19 protein-coding genes are annotated in these 18,119 nt (G+C 60.6%); 3 read left to right on the forward strand and 16 right to left on the reverse strand.

Annotation, left to right across the window (positions count from 1 at the left end):
- Nucleotides 1–36 precede the first annotated feature (36 nt).
- From pyrC to B9Z43_RS13465, 7 genes are all read right to left on the reverse strand, one after another.
- Nucleotides 37–1,074 carry a dihydroorotase gene (pyrC, locus tag B9Z43_RS13430; protein WP_108326447.1) on the reverse strand — a complete coding sequence of 346 codons (1,038 nt, stop codon included), beginning with the start codon at nucleotides 1,072–1,074 and terminating at the stop codon, nucleotides 37–39.
- Nucleotides 1,075–1,430: 356 nt separating this feature from the next.
- Nucleotides 1,431–2,168, reverse strand: a complete 738-nt coding sequence (locus B9Z43_RS13440) for an amino acid ABC transporter ATP-binding protein (RefSeq protein WP_108326449.1) — start codon at nucleotides 2,166–2,168, stop codon at nucleotides 1,431–1,433.
- 27 nt (nucleotides 2,169–2,195) lie between these two features.
- Nucleotides 2,196–2,864, reverse strand: a complete 669-nt coding sequence (locus tag B9Z43_RS13445) for an amino acid ABC transporter permease (RefSeq protein WP_108326450.1) — start codon at nucleotides 2,862–2,864, stop codon at nucleotides 2,196–2,198.
- Between the two features lies 1 nt (nucleotide 2,865).
- Nucleotides 2,866–3,585 carry an amino acid ABC transporter permease gene (locus B9Z43_RS13450; RefSeq protein WP_108326451.1) on the reverse strand — a complete coding sequence of 240 codons (720 nt, stop codon included), beginning with the start codon at nucleotides 3,583–3,585 and terminating at the stop codon, nucleotides 2,866–2,868.
- A 91-nt stretch (nucleotides 3,586–3,676) separates the two neighbouring features.
- Complete coding sequence (locus B9Z43_RS13455; RefSeq protein ID WP_108326507.1) at nucleotides 3,677–4,567, reverse strand: amino acid ABC transporter substrate-binding protein; 891 nt, start codon at nucleotides 4,565–4,567, stop codon at nucleotides 3,677–3,679.
- A gap of 174 nt (nucleotides 4,568–4,741) precedes the next feature.
- Nucleotides 4,742–5,683 (reverse strand): LysR family transcriptional regulator, encoded by a 942-nt coding sequence (locus B9Z43_RS13460; protein WP_108326452.1) that lies wholly within the window; start codon nucleotides 5,681–5,683, stop codon nucleotides 4,742–4,744.
- A 27-nt stretch (nucleotides 5,684–5,710) separates the two neighbouring features.
- Nucleotides 5,711–7,513 carry an ABC transporter ATP-binding protein/permease gene (locus B9Z43_RS13465; RefSeq protein ID WP_108326453.1) on the reverse strand — a complete coding sequence of 601 codons (1,803 nt, stop codon included), beginning with the start codon at nucleotides 7,511–7,513 and terminating at the stop codon, nucleotides 5,711–5,713.
- Between the two features lie 41 nt (nucleotides 7,514–7,554).
- Here B9Z43_RS13465 and B9Z43_RS13470 point away from each other — a divergent pair, with 41 nt between their 5' ends.
- On the forward strand, nucleotides 7,555–7,965 hold the full coding sequence (locus B9Z43_RS13470) for an acyl-CoA thioesterase (protein WP_108326454.1): 411 nt from the start codon (nucleotides 7,555–7,557) through the stop codon (nucleotides 7,963–7,965).
- Nucleotides 7,966–7,969: 4 nt separating this feature from the next.
- Here the strand turns inward: B9Z43_RS13470 and B9Z43_RS13475 are convergent, their stop codons facing one another.
- The 9 genes from B9Z43_RS13475 to B9Z43_RS13515 all read right to left on the reverse strand — a co-directional run bounded on the left by B9Z43_RS13475 (nucleotide 7,970) and on the right by B9Z43_RS13515 (nucleotide 16,129).
- On the reverse strand, nucleotides 7,970–8,452 hold the full coding sequence (locus B9Z43_RS13475) for a thioesterase family protein (RefSeq protein WP_108326455.1): 483 nt from the start codon (nucleotides 8,450–8,452) through the stop codon (nucleotides 7,970–7,972).
- A gap of 94 nt (nucleotides 8,453–8,546) precedes the next feature.
- Nucleotides 8,547–9,311, reverse strand: coding sequence for an enoyl-CoA hydratase (locus B9Z43_RS13480; RefSeq protein WP_108326456.1), 765 nt, complete (start codon nucleotides 9,309–9,311; stop codon nucleotides 8,547–8,549).
- A 64-nt stretch (nucleotides 9,312–9,375) separates the two neighbouring features.
- Entirely contained in the window at nucleotides 9,376–9,816 is a 441-nt protein-coding gene (locus B9Z43_RS13485; RefSeq protein ID WP_108326457.1) for a DUF2147 domain-containing protein, read from the reverse strand.
- Nucleotides 9,817–9,839: 23 nt separating this feature from the next.
- Complete coding sequence (locus B9Z43_RS13490) at nucleotides 9,840–11,651, reverse strand: acyl-CoA dehydrogenase C-terminal domain-containing protein (RefSeq protein WP_108326458.1); 1,812 nt, start codon at nucleotides 11,649–11,651, stop codon at nucleotides 9,840–9,842.
- A gap of 25 nt (nucleotides 11,652–11,676) precedes the next feature.
- Nucleotides 11,677–12,387, reverse strand: coding sequence for a TetR/AcrR family transcriptional regulator (locus B9Z43_RS13495; protein WP_108326459.1), 711 nt, complete (start codon nucleotides 12,385–12,387; stop codon nucleotides 11,677–11,679).
- Between the two features lie 212 nt (nucleotides 12,388–12,599).
- Complete coding sequence (locus B9Z43_RS13500; protein WP_108326460.1) at nucleotides 12,600–13,463, reverse strand: fumarylacetoacetate hydrolase family protein; 864 nt, start codon at nucleotides 13,461–13,463, stop codon at nucleotides 12,600–12,602.
- 26 nt (nucleotides 13,464–13,489) lie between these two features.
- A complete protein-coding gene (locus tag B9Z43_RS13505; RefSeq protein WP_108326461.1) occupies nucleotides 13,490–14,248 on the reverse strand; it encodes an SDR family NAD(P)-dependent oxidoreductase in 759 nt (252 codons plus the stop codon).
- Nucleotides 14,249–14,267: 19 nt separating this feature from the next.
- Entirely contained in the window at nucleotides 14,268–15,017 is a 750-nt protein-coding gene (locus tag B9Z43_RS13510; RefSeq protein ID WP_108326462.1) for an SDR family oxidoreductase, read from the reverse strand.
- Nucleotides 15,014–16,129 (reverse strand): mandelate racemase/muconate lactonizing enzyme family protein, encoded by a 1,116-nt coding sequence (locus tag B9Z43_RS13515; protein WP_108326463.1) that lies wholly within the window; start codon nucleotides 16,127–16,129, stop codon nucleotides 15,014–15,016. Before B9Z43_RS13515 ends, B9Z43_RS13510 begins: the two co-directional genes overlap by 4 nt.
- Nucleotides 16,130–16,333: 204 nt before the next feature.
- Between B9Z43_RS13515 and B9Z43_RS13520 the strand changes: the two genes are divergently transcribed.
- Together B9Z43_RS13520 and B9Z43_RS13525 are read left to right on the forward strand one after the other, a co-directional pair.
- Nucleotides 16,334–17,056 (forward strand): FadR/GntR family transcriptional regulator, encoded by a 723-nt coding sequence (locus B9Z43_RS13520; RefSeq protein ID WP_108326464.1) that lies wholly within the window; start codon nucleotides 16,334–16,336, stop codon nucleotides 17,054–17,056.
- A 55-nt stretch (nucleotides 17,057–17,111) separates the two neighbouring features.
- Nucleotides 17,112–18,101, forward strand: coding sequence for a sialic acid TRAP transporter substrate-binding protein SiaP (locus B9Z43_RS13525; protein WP_108326465.1), 990 nt, complete (start codon nucleotides 17,112–17,114; stop codon nucleotides 18,099–18,101).
- Nucleotides 18,102–18,119 lie beyond the last annotated feature (18 nt).

Here is an 18,119-nt window from a genome sequence, read left to right on the forward strand (position 1 = left end):
TGGCCGGCTCACACCGGCAGCCAGGGCGGTTCGGGTTCAGGCGCTCACCAGTCGCCACGGCAAGCTCTCGCCCGAGCGCAGGGGTTTGAGTTCGGCCTCGCCAAAGGCAAAGTTCTCAGCAGGCGTCCAGCTTTCGCGGCGAAGCGTGATGGTGCCGCTGTTGCGCGGCAAGCCATAGAAGTCAGCACCGTTGAAGCTGGCAAAGGCTTCGAGTTGGCCCAGCGCACCGGCGGCATCAAAGGCCTCGGCGTACATCTCGATGGCGGCGTGGGCGGTGTAGCAGCCCGCACAGCCCGTGGCGTGTTCCTTGAGGTGCGCCGGGTGTGGCGCGCTGTCGGTGCCCAGAAAAAACTTGCGGTTGCCGCCGGTGGCCGCTTGCACCAGCGCCAACCGGTGGGTTTCGCGTTTGAGCACAGGCAGGCAGTAGTAATGCGGGCGAATGCCGCCAGTGAAGATGGCGTTGCGGTTGTACAGCAGGTGGTGCGCGGTGATGGTCGCGCCCAACAGGTCGTCGCTCTCGGCCACGTATTGCGCGGCTTCCTTCGTGGTGATGTGTTCCATCACGATCTTCAAGCCCGGAAAATCGCGGCGCAGCGGTTTGAGCTGCTGCTCGATGAAGACGGCTTCGCGGTCGAACAGGTCGATGTCTTGTGAAGTCACTTCACCGTGCACCAGCAAGAGCACGCCTTCGCGCTGCATGGCCTCGAGCACGGGGTAGATCTTGCGCAGGTCGGTCACGCCCGCGTCGCTGTTGGTGGTGGCCCCGGCCGGGTAGAGCTTGCAAGCCACCACGCCTGCCGCTTTGGCGCGGGCGATTTCTGCGGGGTTCAGGTTGTCAGTCAGGTACAGGGTCATCAAGGGCTCAAACGTCATCCCTTGGGGGACTGCCGCCTGAATGCGCGCCTTGTAGGCCAGCGCTTGCTCGGCCGTGGTCACCGGTGGCTTGAGGTTGGGCATGATGATGGCGCGGCCAAACTGCGCAGCGGTGTGGGGCACGACCACATTCAGGGCGGCGCCATCGCGCACATGCAGGTGCCAGTCGTCAGGGCGGGTGATGGTGAGTTCTTGGGTCATGGGGCGTATTGTCTCAAACCTGCGGGTCTGGCTTTTCAGCCTTTGGTGCCTGAGGTGGGGTCAGGGGCTGGGGCTCATAACTCGCAAGCTCGCCAAATCGCCCCAACCCCTGACCCCACCTCAGGTGTATGCGCTCGTGGTGAACTGCCCAAAGCAAGCAGGGAGGCTGGCTGAAAACGCCCAAGAAACCGGGTGGTGGTTGGGTGAGCAAATCAAAGAAAGTGAGTGTGCTGCCGGGCGCAATCCCGGGCAACGGACTTCAGCCAGAACTCGGGAGTTAATTGGGGGAATTAATTGGGGTCAGACCCCATTGATGCAGCCGGTCGAGGCAGAAGCCGTCGACCCACAAAACTAGATCAGTGCTGCAGAATTTTGTTCAGAAAGTCTTTGGTTCGCGGCTGGCGGTTTTCCGGGTGGTTGAAGAACTCGTCTTTGGAGCAGTCTTCCAGAATGCGGCCACCCACATCGATGAAGATCACGCGGTTGGCCACCTTGCGGGCAAAGCCCATTTCGTGGGTCACCACCATCATGGTCATGCCTTCGTGGGCCAGCTGCACCATGACGTCGAGCACCTCGCCCACCATCTCGGGGTCGAGCGCCGAGGTTGGCTCGTCAAACAGCATCACCATCGGGTCCATCGACAAGGCGCGGGCAATCGCCACGCGTTGCTGCTGGCCACCCGAGAGCTGACCGGGAAACTTGTCCTTGTGGGCCAGCAGGCCCACACGGTCCAGCATTTTCAGACCCCGCACTTTGGCATCGTCCAGGTTGCGTCCCAATACCTTGACCTGGGCAATCGTCAGGTTTTCCGTGACCGACAGGTGCGGGAACAGCTCGAAGCTTTGGAACACCATGCCCACACGCGAGCGCAGTTTGGGCAAGTCGGTGTTCGGGTCGTGCAAGGGCACGCCGTCGACTGTGATCTCGCCTTTCTGGAAAGGCTCCAGCGCGTTGACGGTTTTGATCAGGGTGGACTTGCCGGAGCCCGAAGGACCGCAGACCACCACCACATCGCCTTTGTTGATGCTCACCGAGCAGTCGTTGAGCACCTGCACCGGGCCGTACCACTTCGAGACATTTTTGATTTCAATCATTTTCTTTTCCCCAATTCAGCACGTGCCTCAGCGCACGATGGCAATCTTGGCCTGCAGGCGTTTGACGCTCCAGGACAGTGCAAAACAAATCACGAAATACACCAGCGCGGCCAGGATGTAGGCTTCTTCGGAGCGGCCATAAATCTTGCCTGCATTGGTGAAGCCCTTGAGCAGGTCATAAGCACCAATCGCATACACCAGCGAAGTGTCCTGAAACAAGATGATGGTCTGCGTCAGCAGCACCGGCAGCATGTTGCGAAAGGCCTGCGGCAAGATCACCAGGCGCATGTTCTGGCCATAGCTCATGCCCAGGGCCTGCCCGGCGAACACCTGCCCACGCGGGATCGACTGGATGCCCGCACGCATGATTTCACTGAAGTACGCCGCTTCAAAAGCGACGAAGGTGATGATGGCCGACCACTCGGCACCAATGGGCCGTCCGATGACAAACGGCATCAACAAATAGAACCACAGGATCACCATCACCAGCGGCACTGAACGCATGCCATTGACGTAGAACGTGGCCGGTATGGTCAACAGCTTCGTGCCCGACAAACGCATCAAAGCCAGCAAGGTGCCGAAGATCACGCCACCGATCGTGGCCGTGATGGTCAGTTGCACGCTGAACAGCAAACCGCCCAGGACAAACTTGCGCAGCACTTCCAGGTCGAAGTAAGAAAAATCAAGACCCAACATCTCAGTGCCCTCCCGTTGCGCCAGACACAATGAAACCGGGGACGCGCATTTTTTTCTCGATCAGCGCAAACACACGGTTCACCGCGAAGGCCGACACCGCGTACAACGCCGTCACCGCCAGGTACACCTCGATGCCGCGCGATGTTTCTTCTTGTGCTTGCATGGCGAACATGGTGAGTTCGGCGATCGACACGGCAAAGGCCACGGAAGAGTTCTTCAGCAGGTTCATCGACTCGCTGGTCAGCGGCGGCAAGATGATGCGAAACGCCATGGGCAAGATCACGTAGCGGTAAGACTGCGCCGTGGTGAAACCCATCGCCATGGCCGCATAGCGCTGGCCTTTGGGCAAGGCCTGAATGCCCGCACGAAACTGCTCGGCAATGCGCGCCGAGGTGAAAAAGCCCAAGCCAAACACCACCAGCAAGAAGCCGGGCACTTGCTGAAAAGCCGGAAACATTTTGGGCACGACGAAGTACCACAGGAAAATCTGCACCAAAAGCGGAATGTTGCGAAACAGCTCCACCCACGCATTGGCCAAGGCCGCCACCACTGGGCGCCCAGGCAAGGTGCGCAAGGTGCCCACCACGGCGCCCACCACCATCGCCACCAGCCAGGAACTGGCCGCCACCGCCAGCGTCCAGCGCCAGGCTTCAAGCATCCATTCCAGATAGGTGCGGCCGCTGCCGTCGTCCTGCAGAAAAACCTGCCAATCCCATGTCATTTTTCAACTCCCACAAACCGACGATCCGATCGCCCAAAAAGAAACCCCGCCCAAGTCATCCCCGGCGGGGTTTGCTCAACGCATGGAAGGCTTACTTCTTGGCGTAGTCTTCAGCAGGCTTGTCGTTCAGGTTGGTCCAAGCGTTTTTGGTGCTTTCGCTCAGTGCCAGACCGATCTTGACGTTCTTGGGTGGGATGGGTTGCAGGAACCACTTGTCCCACAACTTGGCCATGTCGCCGCTCTTGACCAAATCGCGCACCGTGTCGTCGGCCAATTTCTTGAATGCGGGATCGTCCTTGCGGATCATGATGGCAATGGGCTCCACGGCCAGCACTTCGCCAACGATCTTGAAATCAGCGGGATTCTTGGCGTTGGCGATGTTGCCAGCCAGGATCGAACCGTCCATCACGAACGCGTCAGCACGACCGGAATCGAGCAGCAAGAAGCTGTCCGCGTGGTCCTTGCCAAAGACTTCCTTGAAGTCCACGCCGTTGGCACGCTCATGCTTGCGCAGCAATTGCACAGAAGTGGTGCCGGTGGTGGTGGCCACGTTCTTGTCTTTGAGTTGTGCAATCGAAGTGATGCCCGAAGCCGCTTTCACAGCAATGCGGACTTCTTCCACGTACGTGGTGACCACAAAAGCCACGTCTTTCTGACGTGCCGTGTTGTTGGTGGTCGAGCCGCACTCGATGTCCACCGTGCCGTTTTGCACCAGCGGAATGCGGTTTTGCGACGTCACCGACTGGAACTTCACGTCGACTTTTTTGCCCACGGCTTTTTCCACATTGCCAATGATGCGCTGGCAGATTTCGTAGTGGAAACCAGCGTACTTGCCATCACCCAAGGTGTAGGACAAAGCACCCGACGAATCGCGCACACCCATGGTGATGGCGCCGGAGGCTTTGACTTTGGCAATGGTGTCAGCTTGAGCGCCCATGCAGGCCAATGCGGCCACGGCCACAGCAATCAGTTGTTTTTTCATCAGGTTCTCCAAAAGGCTCGCCAAGGGCGAAAATTCGATCACGCACCGACTTGGTACATGACCCTCAAACAATCATCAATGAGCACGATCTGTGCCTGTCGTTTGAGTCGATCCTACTATAGTCAGCCCGCCGTCAGACGGCCATCAGGGTGTTCCCCATGCGAAATGGCCGCATCACGCCACAAGAGGCTGGCTGGCCGCCTGTTTCAAATACGACCAAAGCTCTTGCGCTGTCTTTTTGGGGTGGTGGCGCACGCCCGACTTTTCACGGTACGCACGCACTTCCATCGTCAAGGCCAAGGACTTGCAGTCGGGCAAGACAACTTCAATCAAAGCGCCCGACTGAAGCTCTTTTTTAACCGCGCTTTGCGGCAAAAAAGCGATGCCATGCCCTTCCAAAGCCATGACCTTCAGGCCCTCGGCCATGTCGGTTTCATACACCCGGTCCAGGTGAATGGGGGTGCCCGCCTGCTTCAAGATCCAGTCGGTGACCCCGCCCAGGTATGCGCCGGGCGCGTAACCCAGATAGGGCAAGGGCCGATGGGTGGCTCCCGGCAAATGCCACACCGGCTGGCCGTCCGAGCCGACCTTCACATAAGGCGCGATCACCTCTTGGCCAAGGACCACCATGTCGTAACGCTCGGCGTCGATCTGCAAAGGCTGAGAGGGGTGGTGGTAAGCGATCAGCACATCGCAACCGCCTTCGATCAGGCGCATGGCCGCATCGTGCACGTTCAGGGCAATCACGCGGCTTTTGATCGGGCCAAAGCCTGCCCGCAAACCAGCCACCCAGGCTGGAAAAAAAGTGAACGCCAACGTGTGGGGCAGCGCGAATTCGATGAAGTCTTGCCCCGCGGCATCATGACCGCGCAGCATGGCGCGGGTGTTTTGCAAGGACTGGAGCATCTCCAGCGCTTGCGCATACAAGGTGTCACCCGCCGGGGTGAGCGTGGTGGGGTAAGAGCTGCGGTCCACCAGGTCCACGCCGGCCCAAGCTTCGAGCGACTGGATGCGCCGCGAGAACGCCGGCTGCGTCACATGCCGCAACTGCGCCGAGCGGCTGAAACTGCGGGTTTCGGCCAGGCTCACAAAGTCTTCAAGCCATTTGGTTTCCATGCTGCGATTATGGTGTGATGAAAAGCTTCAATCGGCCGACTGCTGCAAGGCCCACATGCTGGCGTAACGCCCCTGCAGCGCCAGCAAGGCGGCGTGGTTGCCGCGCTCAATGATGCGTCCGGCTTCCATCACCAAAATCTCGTGCGCATCGACCACGGTGGACAAGCGGTGCGCGATCACCAAAGTGGTCTTGTTCTGCGACACACCGGCCAGCTCGGCTTGGATGGCGCGTTCATTGGCCGAGTCCAGCGCCGAGGTGGCCTCGTCAAACACCAGGATCGGTGGGTCTTTGAGCAAAGTGCGGGCAATCGCCACGCGCTGTTTTTCGCCGCCCGAGAGTTTCAAGCCCCGCTCACCCACCGAGGTCTGGTAGCCCTTGGGCGTGGACGCGATGAAGTCGTGGATGCGGGCCGCGCGGGCAGCGCCCTCGATCTCGGCCTGGTTGGCGCCGGGGCGGCCGTAGGCGATATTGTAGGCCACCGTGTCGTTGAACAGCACCGTGTCTTGCGGCACGATGCCCAAAGCCTGGCGCACGCTGGCCTGGGTCACCTGCTTGATGTCTTGCCCGGCCATGCGGATGGTGCCTTGCTGCACATCGTAAAAACGGAACATCAAACGCGCCAGGGTGGACTTGCCCGAACCCGATGGCCCCACCACGGCCACCGTCTTGCCAGCAGGGATCTCGAAGCTGATGTCCTGCAAGATGGGGCGGTCGCTTTCGTAGGCAAACGAGACATGGTCAAACACCACAGCGGGCGCCCCCACCAAGGCCAGCGGCAAAGCGCCGGGCACGTCAGCAATTTCCCGTTCACGGTCCATCAGCGTGAACATCTTGTCCAGATCGGTCAGGCTTTGTTTGATCTCCCGATAGAGCACCCCCAGGAAGTTCAGCGGGATGTACAGCTGGATCATGAATGCGTTGATCATGACCAAGTCACCCAGTGTCATGCGCCCATCGACCACGCCTTGCGTGGCACGCCAGAGCATGGCCACCAAAGCGGTGGCGATGATCAGTTGCTGCCCGGTGTTGAGCAGGCTCAGCGAGGTCTGAGCCTTCAAGCGCGAGCGGCGCAGGCGCTCCAGGCTTTCGTCGTAGCGCTTGGCTTCAAACGCTTCGTTGCCGAAATACTTCACCGTCTCGTAATTGAGCAAAGAATCCACCGCCTTGGTGTGGGCGGCCGAATCGAACTCGTTGGCCTGTTTGCGGAACTGGGTGCGCCATTCGGTGATGCGCACCGTGAAAAAGATGTACAGGCCCAAAGCCGCCACCGTGATCCAGGCAAACCAGACATCGAACTTCACGGCCAAAATGCTCAAGACCAGGGTCACCTCGATCAAGGTGGGAACGATGCTGTACAGCGAATAGGAAATCAGCGACTCGATGCCGCGCACGCCGCGCTCGATGTCGCGCGTCATGCCACCGGTTTGACGGGCCAGGTGAAAGCGCAAGCTCAAAGCGTGCAGGTGCTCAAAGGTTTGCAGCGCAATGCTGCGGGCCGCGCCCTGCGTGGCTTTGGCAAACACCAGCTCGCGCAACTCGGTGAAGGCCGAGGTCATGAGGCGCAAAGCGCCATATCCCAGCAGCAAGCTGGCGGGCACCAACAGCACAACGGTCGGATTGCCAGGCTTGAGGCTCATCGCATCGATCAGCTCCTTGAGCAGCAAGGGCACGCTGACGTTGGCCAACTTGGCGCCGACCATCAAAGCCAATGCGACGAGGACACGCCATTTGTATTGCCACAAATAAGGCAACAAGCGGGACAAGGTTTGCCAATCGCCCGAACGCGAGGCGGCTGGCGCCGAAGGGGTGGTTTCGCCGTGGTGGCGCATAAAGGACAATCCAGTGAATCTGCAACCATTCGATTGTGCCCATGTCTGAAGCCCCCCGCCCCCAAACCGTCGCTTTACCCACAGACCAGGAGCTGGTGCTCAAAGTCATCCCCATGCCGGCCGACTGCAACGCCAGTGGCGACATCTTCGGGGGCTGGGTCATGGCCCAGGTGGACTTGGCCGGTGCCGTCTTGCCCGCTCGGCGCGTCAGGGGCCGCATCGCCACCGTGGCGGTCAACGAGTTCATCTTCAAGCAAGCGGTCAAAGTGGGCGACATCCTGTCGTTCTTTGCCCGCATCGTGAAGGTGGGCCGCACCTCGGTCACCGTGCAGGTGGAAGTGTTTGCGGAGCGCTTTGCGCTGCAAGGTCAGTACATCAAAGTGACCGAAGCGCGACTGACCTATGTGGCCATCGACAGCCAGGGCAAGCCCTGCCCTGTGCCATCGGAATGAACGCTCAAGAGACGATGTAAGCCGCCGCGCCGGTGGACATCAAGGTGCCATCCGGGCCGCGAAACTCCATGCGCGAAGAACCCACACGCGAGCCCACACGCAGCGCGTTGGCATGCACGGTGAAGTACTCGCCAATGCCCGGGCGCAAATAGTCCACACGCAAATCGATGGTGCCCAGCTTGGCAAAGCGTTCCAGGCGCTTGGCGGGCGTCTCGTCCATGTGCTTGGCCGCCAGTGCCGCCATCACCGCCGCACTGCCGATGGCGTCCAGCACCGCGCTGATCACGCCGCCATGGATGCGGTTGTAGGCATAGTGCCCCACCAGCTCGGGCCGCATGTCGATGCGGGCCTCCACCGCGTCGGGCGTGACCGTCACCAGTTTCAGACCCAGGGTCTTGTTGAAGACGATTTTTTCTTCGTAGATCTGGCGAAAGCCTTCGATGTATTCAGGCTCAAGGACGACGGGAGTGGGGGTACGGTTGGACATCGGGTGATTTTATCGACAGGCGGCCAAGTGCCGACGCTGGGCATTTGCAGGTATGCGCCTTCAGGTCGGACACTCGCTCAGCGATGAACAGGCATCACAGCTTGGAAAAATCCGGCTTGCGCTTTTCCATGAAAGCGCCAAAAGCCTCGCGCGCAGCGGGTTCGCGCAGCATGCGGCCAAAGCTTTGGCCCTCTTCGTCCATCTTGGCCAAAACTTCCTGCTGGTAGCCACCCTTCATCAGGCGCTTGGTCTCGATCAGCGACGACAAAGGCTTGCCCGCCAGTTTGCGGGCTTGGGCCTGGGCATAGCCATTGACCTCGGTGGGCGGCACCACGCGGTTGACCAAGCCGACTTCTTGCGCTGCTTCGGCAAAAAAGGGCTCGCCCATCAGCAGCGCTTCGGCGGCGCGGTGGTAACCGAACATGCGCGGCGCCAGCACGCTCGATGCCGCTTCGGGGCACAGACCCAAGTTCACAAAAGGCATGGAAAACGCGGCGTTGTCACCGGCGTAGACCAAGTCGCAATGGAAGAGCATGGTGGTGCCGATGCCCACCGCAGGGCCGGCGACTGCAGCCAGCAAAGGTTTTTCAAAGGTGGCGATGCCGCGCAGGAAGCGGAACACCGGCGACTCATGGGTAGAGGGCGGCTGGTTCAGAAAGTCGCCAATGTCGTTGCCCGCACTGAAGATGCTTTCATGGCCCTGAAACAGCACCACGCGCACCGACGCATCGGCAGCCGCTTGCGCCACGGCATCGGCCATGGCCGCATACATGGTGGAGGTGATGGAGTTCTTTTTGTCCAGACGGTTGAAGGTGATGGTCATCACCCCTGCGTCGATGTGGGTCAGGATGTCAGACATGGTGGCCTCGTCTCAAAAATGAAAAGGCCGCCCCAATGGGCGGCGGATGTGAAGGGAAACAGGATCAGGGCGCCTTGACCCACAACTGGTTGCGCCAGAAGGGGCCGAGGAAACCGCGCACTTGCAGTTTCGCGCCGCCCTCGACCGGCGTCAGTCGCACGCGGTACAGCTTGCCCTCTTCCGGGTCGAGGATCTCGCCACCTTCCCAGTAGTCGTTGCCTGAAGACTTCTTCACGCCCCGGATGATTTCCATGCCCAGGATGGTTTGGTCTTTGCGGTCATCGGCGCATTTGTCGCATTTGGCGGCGGGGTCGGCCCCCTTGCGCAAAATCTGGCTGACCTTGCCGCGCAGCACACCGCCCGCATCTTCGATGGTGACCACGCTTTTGGTCTCACCGGTTTTGTCGTCGATGGTGTGCCAACGGCCCACAGGGCTGCTGGCTTGGGCAGCCAGTGCCAGCAAGCTGGTGACGAGCATCGTGGCCGTGCGGAGGGTGTTTTTCATGACAGTGTTCCTTGTTGAGCGGATCATGCCAGAGCGGCGTCGGTGTCCATCAGCACCTCGCTGCCCGCACGGATGCGGCGCATCAGGCTGGAGGTTTCAGGCATCAAACGGGTGAAGTAAAAACGCGCCGTCTGCAGCTTGGCCTGGTAGAAGGGATCGGGGCGCTGCGCCTCTTCTTCGGCCTCGGCCAGTTTTTGGAGGGCAATCTGCGCCGAGCGGGCCCAGAAGTACCCCATCACCAAATGCCCCACCACGCGCAGGTAGTCCACCGCAGCAGCGCCCACTTCGTCGGCATTGCTCATGGCCTTCATGCCCACCTCGCCGGTGAGTTGGGTGAGCTTTTGGCCCAGGTCGGCCAGCGGTCGGATGAACTCGCCCATGGCTTCGTTGGCCATTTCGGCTTTGACCAGTTGCTCGACCAACTTGCCAAACTTTTTGAGCGATGCACCCTGGTTGCCCAGCACCTTGCGGCCCAGCAGGTCGAGCGACTGGATGGTGTTGGTGCCTTCGTAGATCATGTTGATGCGGGCATCGCGCACGAACTGCTCCATGCCCCACTCCTTGATGTAGCCGTGACCGCCAAACACCTGCTGGCATTCGGTGGTGGCTTGCCAGGCGTTGTCGGTGGTGAAGGCCTTAACGATGGGCGTGAGCAGAGCCACGACTTCAGCGGCCTCGGCCCGCACGGCTTCGTCGGGGTGGTTGAGTTCTTTGTCGAGCAGCAAGGCGCAGTAGCAAGCCAAGGCACGACCGCCCTCGGCATAGGCCTTGGCCGTCATCAGCATGCGGCGCACATCGGGGTGCACGATGATCGGATCGGCGGGTTTGCCAGGCGCCTTCACACCGGTGAGCGAGCGCATCTGCACGCGGTCTTTGGCATAGGCCAGCGCGTTTTGGTAAGCCACCTCGGTCAGGCCCAGCGACTGGTTGCCGACACCCAAGCGAGCGGCGTTCATCATCACAAACATCGCGGCCAAGCCTTTGTTGGGCTGGCCCACCATGGTGCCCACCGCCTCGTCGAGCACCATCTGGCAGGTGGCATTGCCGTGGATGCCCATCTTGTGCTCCAGACCGCCGCAGTAAATGCCGTTGCGCTCACCCACGCTGCCGTCCGCCGCCACTTTGAACTTGGGCACCAGGAACAGGCTGATGCCTTTGCTGCCGGGCGGCGCGTCGGGCAAGCGGGCCAGCACCAAGTGCACGATGTTGGCGGCCAGGTCGTGTTCGCCCGCGCTGATGAAAATCTTTTGACCGGTGATGCGGTAAGTACCATCGGCCTGTGGCTCGGCCTTGGTGCGCAGGAGGCCCAGATCGGTGCCGCAATGTGGCTCGGTCAAGCACATGGTGCCGGTCCACTCGCCGCTGGTCAGCTTGGGCAGGAACAAGGCTTTTTGCTCAGGCGTGCCGTGCGCGTGCAGGGCTTCGTAAGCGCCGTGCGACAAGCCGGGGTACATGGTCCAAGCTTGGTTGGCCGAGTTGAGCATTTCGTAAAAACACTGGTTGACCACAAAGGGCAAGCCCTGACCACCGAACTGAGGGTCGCAGCTGAGCGAGGGCCAGCCACCGGCCACGTACTGCGCGTAAGCGGCTTTGAAACCATCGGGCGCCTTGACCTCGTGCGTGTCGCGGTTGAGCGTGCAGCCTTGGGTGTCGCCAGAAATGTTGAGGGGAAAGACCACCTCGGCCGCGAACTTGCCACCTTCTTCGAGCACCGCATTGATGGTGTCGGCGTCGGTCTCGGCGTGCTTGGGCAAGGCCTTGAGCTCGGCACTGACGTTGAACAATTCATGCAAGACGAATTGCATGTCACGAAGGGGCGGGTTGTAAACGGGCATGTGAGACTCCTGGAGAAATTGAAAATCAATCGGCGCGGGTTTTGCGGCGCGCCTTGGCCGCAGGCGGTACGGACGTATCGGGGGCCACGGCGTAGCGAGAGAGGATGTGCGAAAAGCCCTGGCGTGCACGCCCGGTGGCGGCCGGGTTGCGCAAAAAACGGGCTTCGTAATGCAGCGCCAGAATCAGGCCATGGATCTCGAAAGCGATCTGGTGGGCATCGGCCTGGCGGCTGAGCTGGCCTTCGGCCTGCGCCAGCTCCACAGCGCGGCGCAAGGCGGTTTGCCAGGTGGCCACCGACGAGGCCAGCGCATCGCGCACAGGCCCCGTGCGGTCGTCAAACTCCACCGCACCGCTGATGTAGATGCAGCCCGAATCGATCTCGGCCGAGGTCTGCACCATCCAGTTGTCAAACATGGCCTGCAGACGCGGCACACCCCGAGGCTTTTGCATGGCCGCATAAAACACTTCGGCTTCAAAGCGGTCGTGGTATTCGCGGATGACGGAAATTTGCAGTTCTTCGCGGGAGCCAAAGTGGGCAAACACGCCCGACTTGCTCATGCCCGTGACTTCGGCCAGCGCGCCGATCGACAGGCCTTCGAGGCCAATTTGCGAAGCCAGCCCCAAAGCGGCATCGATGATCACGGCCTTGGTTTGCTGGCCCTTGATCAAGACACGGCGACCGGTTTCAGGCACCGGCAGGCGTTGAACTTTGGAAGGAGGTTTGCGATCGGTCATGGCGGATGAAAATAGAACGGTCGTTCTATTTTGCACCAAAACCAATGCAAATCCGGGAAGCCCTGAAGCGTTCAGGGTAAATCGGGAGGGCCGTCACTGGCGCTCACGAGGGAAAGCGGCTCCCGGAGCAAGTCCGGGATGACAGCACTTGTGGGTCACCCCGGGTGAAGACCCGGGGTCCATCGGTGTCGCTCAGCCCATGCCGAGCAAACTCAGGCCTTGAACGCGACCACTTTCTGGGTTTGCTCACCCAGGCCTTCAATGCCCAAACGCATCACATCGCCGCGCTTGAGATACACCGGTGCGGGCTTGCCGTCCACCTTGACGCCCATGCCCACGCCCGGAGGGGTGCCGGTGGTGATGATGTCGCCGGGCTCCAGGGTCATGAACTGGCTCACATAGCTGACCAACTTGGCCACGCCAAAGATCATGGTCTTGGTGTTGCCAGTCTGGTAGCGCACGCCGTTCACGTCCAGCCACATGCCCAGGGCTTGTGGGTTGGGCACTTCGTCGCGTGTGACCAACCAAGGACCCACGGGGCCGAAGGTGTCGCAACCCTTGCCCTTGTCCCAGCTGCCGCCCAACTCCAGCTGGTATTCGCGCTCGCTCACGTCGTTGACCACGCAGTAACCGGCCACATGGTTGAGGGCTTCTTTTTGGGTCACGTAACGGGCACGGGTGCCGATCACGATGCCCAGCTCGACTTCCCAGTCAGACTTTTTGGAGCCCTTGGGCAGCATCACGTCGTCGTCTGCGCCTTGAATGCAGGAGATCGCCTTGGTGAACACGATGGGCTCTTTGGGAATCGGCATGCCCGATTCGGCCGCGTGGTCGGCGTAGTTCAGGCCGATGGCGATGAACTTGCTGGTCGATGAGATGGGCGTGCCAAAACGCTTTTTGCCACGCACCAAAGGCAGCTTGTCGGTCTTGACCTTGGCCAGTTTGGCCAAGGCCTTGTCGTTCAGCAACTCAGGCGTGATGTCTTTGACCACGCTGCTCAGGTCGCGCAAACGGCCGTCGGCGTCGATCAGGCCGGGTTTTTCTTTGCCGGGTTGGCCATAACGAACGAGTTTCATAAATACCTTTCAATGCTGGAACAGAATCAATACGTGGAACGGCCACCGGACAGGTCAAAGACCGCGCCGGTGGAGAAGGAACATTCTTCGGTGCTCAACCAAGTCACCATGGCGGCGACTTCTTCGGGCTCGCCAAAGCGGGCCATCGGGATTTTAGAGAGCATGAACTGGATGTGCTCGGGCGTCATTTGATCAAAGATCGCCGTCTTCACAGCCGCAGGGGTGACACAGTTCACACGCACACCGGTGTCGGCCAGCTCTTTGCCCAGCGATTTGGTCAGGCCAATCACCGCCGCCTTGCTCGCGCTGTAAGCGCTGGCATTGGGGTTGCCGTCCTTGCCTGCCACCGAGGCGATGTTGACGATGCGACCGTAGTTGCGCGCCTTCATGTGGGCGCTCAGTTCGCGGCAGCAGTGGAACAAGCCATGCACGTTCACATCGAACACCTGCTTCCAGGCGTCCAGAGGGTAATCCCACACCTTGACGTTGGGGCCAGTGATGCCGGCGCTGTTGACCAGCACATCCACACCGGCCAGCGCCACCGTTTGCGCCGTGGCATTCACCACCGAGGCGTGGTCGGCCACATCAACCTGCACCGTGTTGACCACGGCACCCAGCTGGCCCTTGCGCAGCTGCTCTGCAGCGGCCGCCATGCCTGCCACATCGCGGTCCCAGATCGTCACCCGTGCACCCGAAGCCAGCATGCGCTGCGCAATGGCAAATCCCAAGCCGGTGGCAGCACCGGTGATGACCGCGTGGCGGCCTTTCATGTCAAGCAAGTTCATGTGTGTCTTTCTGAGGAGATCAAATGGTCATGCCACCGTCGACCATGTAGGCATTGCCCGTGGCGAAAATGGATTCGTCGGATGCGAGAAAGGTCACGATGGGCGCAATCTCTGCCGCCTGCGCCAGCCGCCCCATGGGCTGGCGGTTGATGAAGTCCTTGCGCGCCTGCACCGGGTCGGCGTAGCTGTTGATGCGGTCTTGCAGCGAAGGCGTGTCCACCGTGCCGGGGCAGATGCAGTTGCAACGGATGCCCTGGCGCACATAGTCGGCGGCCACGCTTTTGGTCAGGCCAATCACCGCCGCCTTGCTGGTGCCGTAAATGAAACGGTTGGGTAGGCCCTTGACGCTGGAGCACACGCTGGCCATGTTGATGATGCTGCCGCCGTGACCGTCTTTTTCAAACTGCGCGACCATTTTGGGAATGGCCGCCTGGATCATCCAGAACTGCGAACGTACGTTCAGGTTGAAGGCAAATTCCCAATCGTCGTCGGTGGCCAATTCAATGTTGCCGTTGTGCACAAAGCCCGCGCAATTGAAGATGATGTCGATGCGCGTGAGGCTGGCCACCTGCGCGGCAATGGCCGATTTGTCGAGCACATTCAGCACGGCGGTGTGCACGTTGGCCACACCCTCATACGACTTGAGCAATTCGGCATTCACATCCGTGGCGTACACGGTCGCACCTTCAGCGGCCATGGCCAGCGCAGCAGCCTGGCCAATGCCTTGACCGGCAGCAGTCACCAGCGCGATTTTTCCTTTGAGTCTCATGATGCTTGGATCTCCATGTGGGTCGTTTGTCGTTGTTGAATGGCCGCCCAGTCCCAGGCAATGCCCAAGCCAGGCGTTTCGGGTGGCAAGGCATAACCGTCCTGCACCTGCATGCGCGAGGTGGTGATGTCGTCAAGCTGCGGGATGTATTCCACCCAAGTGGCGTTGGGCACGGCCGCACACAGGCTCACATGCAACTCCATCAAAAAGTGCGGGCACACCGCCACGTCAAAAGTTTCGGCCAAGTGCGCGGTTTTGATCCAAGGCGTGATGCCGCCGATGCGTGCCACGTCGGGCTGCACGATCGAGCACGCGCCCTGCTCCAAATATTCGCGGAACTGCATCGGGTGGTACATCGATTCGCCCACCGCCACGGGGATGGTGGTGTGCTCGCGCAACTGGCGGTGGCCCGACACGTCTTCGGCGGGCAGGGGCTCTTCGATCCAGGCCAGACCCAGCCCATCAAAAGCACGCGCACGGCGCACGACTTCTGCGCGGTTGAAGCCTTGGTTGGCGTCGGTCATCAGCTCAAAGCCTGGTCCCACCGCATCGCGCACGGCAGAGAGGCGCGCCACGTCTTCGCTCACATGCGGGCGGCCGATTTTGATCTTGGCGCCCTTGAAGCCTTGGGCTTGCGCCTCCAGCGTTTGGTCCACCAGCGCCTGCGGCGACAGGTGCAACCAACCGCCTTCGGTGGTGTAGAGCGGCACGCGCGCTTGCGCCCCGCCCAGCAAGCGCCACAGCGGCAGGCCCTGGCTTTGCGCACGCCAGTCCCACAAGGCCGTGTCCACACAGGCGAGTGCCAAGCTGGTCATGGCCCCCACAGCGGTGGCGTGGGTGTGAAAAAACAAGTCTTTCCAGATTGCCTCAACCATGACCGGATCACGCCCAATGAGGCGCGGCGCCAAGTGGTCCTTGAGCAAAGCAATGACCGATGAGCCGCCCGTGCCAATCGTGTAGGCGTAGCCCGTGGCGTCAATGCCGTCGCTGCAGTGCAGCGTGAGCAAAATCGTTTCTTGCGTCACAAAGGACTGGATGGCGTCGGTGCGCAAAACCTTGGGCGGCAAATTGACTTGCCGAAGGCTCACGCGGTCAATGGTGACTGGGGGCATGCGCAACTCGGCTCAAAGAACAAGACAAGGGGCCAACCAAAACACAAGCGAACGATTTGCCGCATGCGCAAGGTCTGCCGCAGCCCACACATCCATGCGGGTTTGTGCGGATTCGAAATGGCTTGACCGGTCAAATCTGAACATGTGATGATTGTGCAACTGGTCTGACCAATTCTCCAATTCACGTTATCCCTGATCCCTCGCATGACCGCCCCAAGCCTTGAACCCCAGCGCCTTTACCGCCAGATTGCCGAGCAACTTCGGCAACTGATGGCCTCAGGCGAATTCGCGGTGGGTTCTCGTTTGCCGGCCGAGCGCGACCTGGCCGCGCAACTGGGCGTGAGCCGCCCCTCGGTGCGCGAAGCGCTGATCGCGCTCGAAGTCGAAGGCATGATCGAAGTGCGCACCGGTTCGGGCATTTACGTGCAAAGCACCACACGCCCCAAGCGCTCCGTCAGCAGCCGAGCAACAGACACACCGACCCAATGGGGTCCTCTCGAAGTGATGAGCGCCCGCATCCTCGTGGAGTCCGAGGTGGCCGCGCTGGCCGCCAACAACGCCCAGAAAAAAGACTTGCAAGCCATCCGCGCAGCTCTGCAAAAAATGGCGCTCGAAGCCGCACAAGACGAAGTGCCCCGCTGGGGCGATGAGGCCTTTCACGAAGCCATCGCCAAGGCCTGTGGCAACAGCGTTTTGTTGGACACCGTGCAACGCTTTTGGCTCGCCCGCAATGGCCCTTTGTTCGAGCGGCTGGGCGATTACTTTGAACACCCCGAGTCCTGGCAAGCCGCCATCGCCGAACACCAGGCCGTGCTGCACGCCATTGAAGCGCACGACGCCTCGGCAGCTCGCAAGGCCATGCAAAAGCACCTGAAACAAGCCCACAAAAGATACAGCGCGAGCTGGCGCCGCGCACCCGCCCGTTAGGGTGGTTTTTCTGTTCCCGCGTCAGCAAATTTCAAACCCCAAAGAGGAGACAAAGATGAGCAAACGATTCGCATTGAAAACCCTGGCCGCCGTCGGTGCCATGGCCGTGGGCACGCTGCTGCTCAGCACCAGCGCCATGGCCCAGCAAAAAATCAAGTGGGCCCACGTTTACGAAACCTCCGAGCCGTACCACACCGAATCGGTCTGGGCCGCCGAAGAAATCAAAAAGCGCAGCAACGGCAAGTTCGACATCCAGGTCTTCCCCGCCTCCACACTGGGCAAAGAAACCGACATCAACCAAGGCCTGACCCTGGGCACGGTGGACATGATCATCAGCGGCCCCTCTTTTGCGGCCCGCACCTACCCGCGCTTTGGCATTGCCTACTACCCCTTCATCTTCCGCGATGGCGACCACCTGATCGCTTATTCCAAGAGCCCCGTGTTCCAGGAAATGGTCAACGAATTCCGAAGCAAAACCGGCATCCAGGTCACGGCCTACACCTACTACGGTGCACGCCACACCACAGCCCAAAAAGCCTTCACCAACTGCGCGGGCATGAAAGGCATCAAGATCCGCGTGCCCGATGTGCCGGCCTACCGCGCCACGCCTGAAGCTTGCGGCGCCAACCCCACCCCGATTGCTTTTGCCGAGGTGTATTTGGCCTTGCAAAACGGCACCGTCGAGGCGCAAGAAAACCCCTTGACCACCATCGAAGCCAAGAAGTTCTTTGAAGTGCAAAAGGCCATCATGATGACGGGCCACATCGTGGACGGTTTGACCACACAAATTGCACCGCACCTGTGGAACAAGCTCAGCGACGCCGAAAAGAAAATGTTCACCGACGTGACGCAAGAAGCCGCTGTGCGCGCCACCGGCAAGATCAAGGCACGTGAGGCCGAGTTGGTCGACGAGTTCAAGAAAAAGGGCCTGCAGATCGTGCAGGTGGACCGCAAGTCTTTCCAGGACGCCGTCCTGAAAAACAAGCCCCTGACCTCCATGGGCTTCACACAGTCTGACTTCGACAAAATCCAAGCCGCCAAATAAGCCATCAGGCTGCGCAGG

The sequence above is a fragment of the Limnohabitans sp. MMS-10A-192 genome (genome assembly GCF_003063335.1).
In the GTDB taxonomy this organism is placed as follows: domain Bacteria; phylum Pseudomonadota; class Gammaproteobacteria; order Burkholderiales; family Burkholderiaceae_C; genus Limnohabitans_A.

Excerpts from the sequence above, each read along its gene's own strand:
- B9Z43_RS13495 (WP_108326459.1), bottom strand. The coding sequence starts at position 12,387 with ATGACCGATCGCAAACCTCCTTCCAAAGTTCAACGCCTGCCGGTGCCT.
- B9Z43_RS13475 (WP_108326455.1), bottom strand. The coding sequence starts at position 8,452 with ATGTCCAACCGTACCCCCACTCCCGTCGTCCTTGAGCCTGAATACATC.
- B9Z43_RS13480 (WP_108326456.1), bottom strand. The coding sequence starts at position 9,311 with ATGTCTGACATCCTGACCCACATCGACGCAGGGGTGATGACCATCACC.
- B9Z43_RS13490 (WP_108326458.1), bottom strand. The coding sequence starts at position 11,651 with ATGCCCGTTTACAACCCGCCCCTTCGTGACATGCAATTCGTCTTGCAT.
- pyrC (WP_108326447.1), bottom strand. The coding sequence starts at position 1,074 with ATGACCCAAGAACTCACCATCACCCGCCCTGACGACTGGCACCTGCAT.
- B9Z43_RS13525 (WP_108326465.1), top strand. The coding sequence starts at position 17,112 with ATGAGCAAACGATTCGCATTGAAAACCCTGGCCGCCGTCGGTGCCATG.
- B9Z43_RS13440 (WP_108326449.1), bottom strand. The coding sequence starts at position 2,168 with ATGATTGAAATCAAAAATGTCTCGAAGTGGTACGGCCCGGTGCAGGTG.
- B9Z43_RS13485 (WP_108326457.1), bottom strand. The coding sequence starts at position 9,816 with ATGAAAAACACCCTCCGCACGGCCACGATGCTCGTCACCAGCTTGCTG.
- B9Z43_RS13465 (WP_108326453.1), bottom strand. The coding sequence starts at position 7,513 with ATGCGCCACCACGGCGAAACCACCCCTTCGGCGCCAGCCGCCTCGCGT.
- B9Z43_RS13510 (WP_108326462.1), bottom strand. The coding sequence starts at position 15,017 with ATGAGACTCAAAGGAAAAATCGCGCTGGTGACTGCTGCCGGTCAAGGC.
- B9Z43_RS13470 (WP_108326454.1), top strand. The coding sequence starts at position 7,555 with ATGTCTGAAGCCCCCCGCCCCCAAACCGTCGCTTTACCCACAGACCAG.
- B9Z43_RS13515 (WP_108326463.1), bottom strand. The coding sequence starts at position 16,129 with ATGCCCCCAGTCACCATTGACCGCGTGAGCCTTCGGCAAGTCAATTTG.
- B9Z43_RS13455 (WP_108326507.1), bottom strand. The coding sequence starts at position 4,567 with ATGAAAAAACAACTGATTGCTGTGGCCGTGGCCGCATTGGCCTGCATG.
- B9Z43_RS13505 (WP_108326461.1), bottom strand. The coding sequence starts at position 14,248 with ATGAACTTGCTTGACATGAAAGGCCGCCACGCGGTCATCACCGGTGCT.
- B9Z43_RS13450 (WP_108326451.1), bottom strand. The coding sequence starts at position 3,585 with ATGACATGGGATTGGCAGGTTTTTCTGCAGGACGACGGCAGCGGCCGC.
- B9Z43_RS13500 (WP_108326460.1), bottom strand. The coding sequence starts at position 13,463 with ATGAAACTCGTTCGTTATGGCCAACCCGGCAAAGAAAAACCCGGCCTG.
- B9Z43_RS13445 (WP_108326450.1), bottom strand. The coding sequence starts at position 2,864 with ATGTTGGGTCTTGATTTTTCTTACTTCGACCTGGAAGTGCTGCGCAAG.
- B9Z43_RS13460 (WP_108326452.1), bottom strand. The coding sequence starts at position 5,683 with ATGGAAACCAAATGGCTTGAAGACTTTGTGAGCCTGGCCGAAACCCGC.
- B9Z43_RS13520 (WP_108326464.1), top strand. The coding sequence starts at position 16,334 with ATGACCGCCCCAAGCCTTGAACCCCAGCGCCTTTACCGCCAGATTGCC.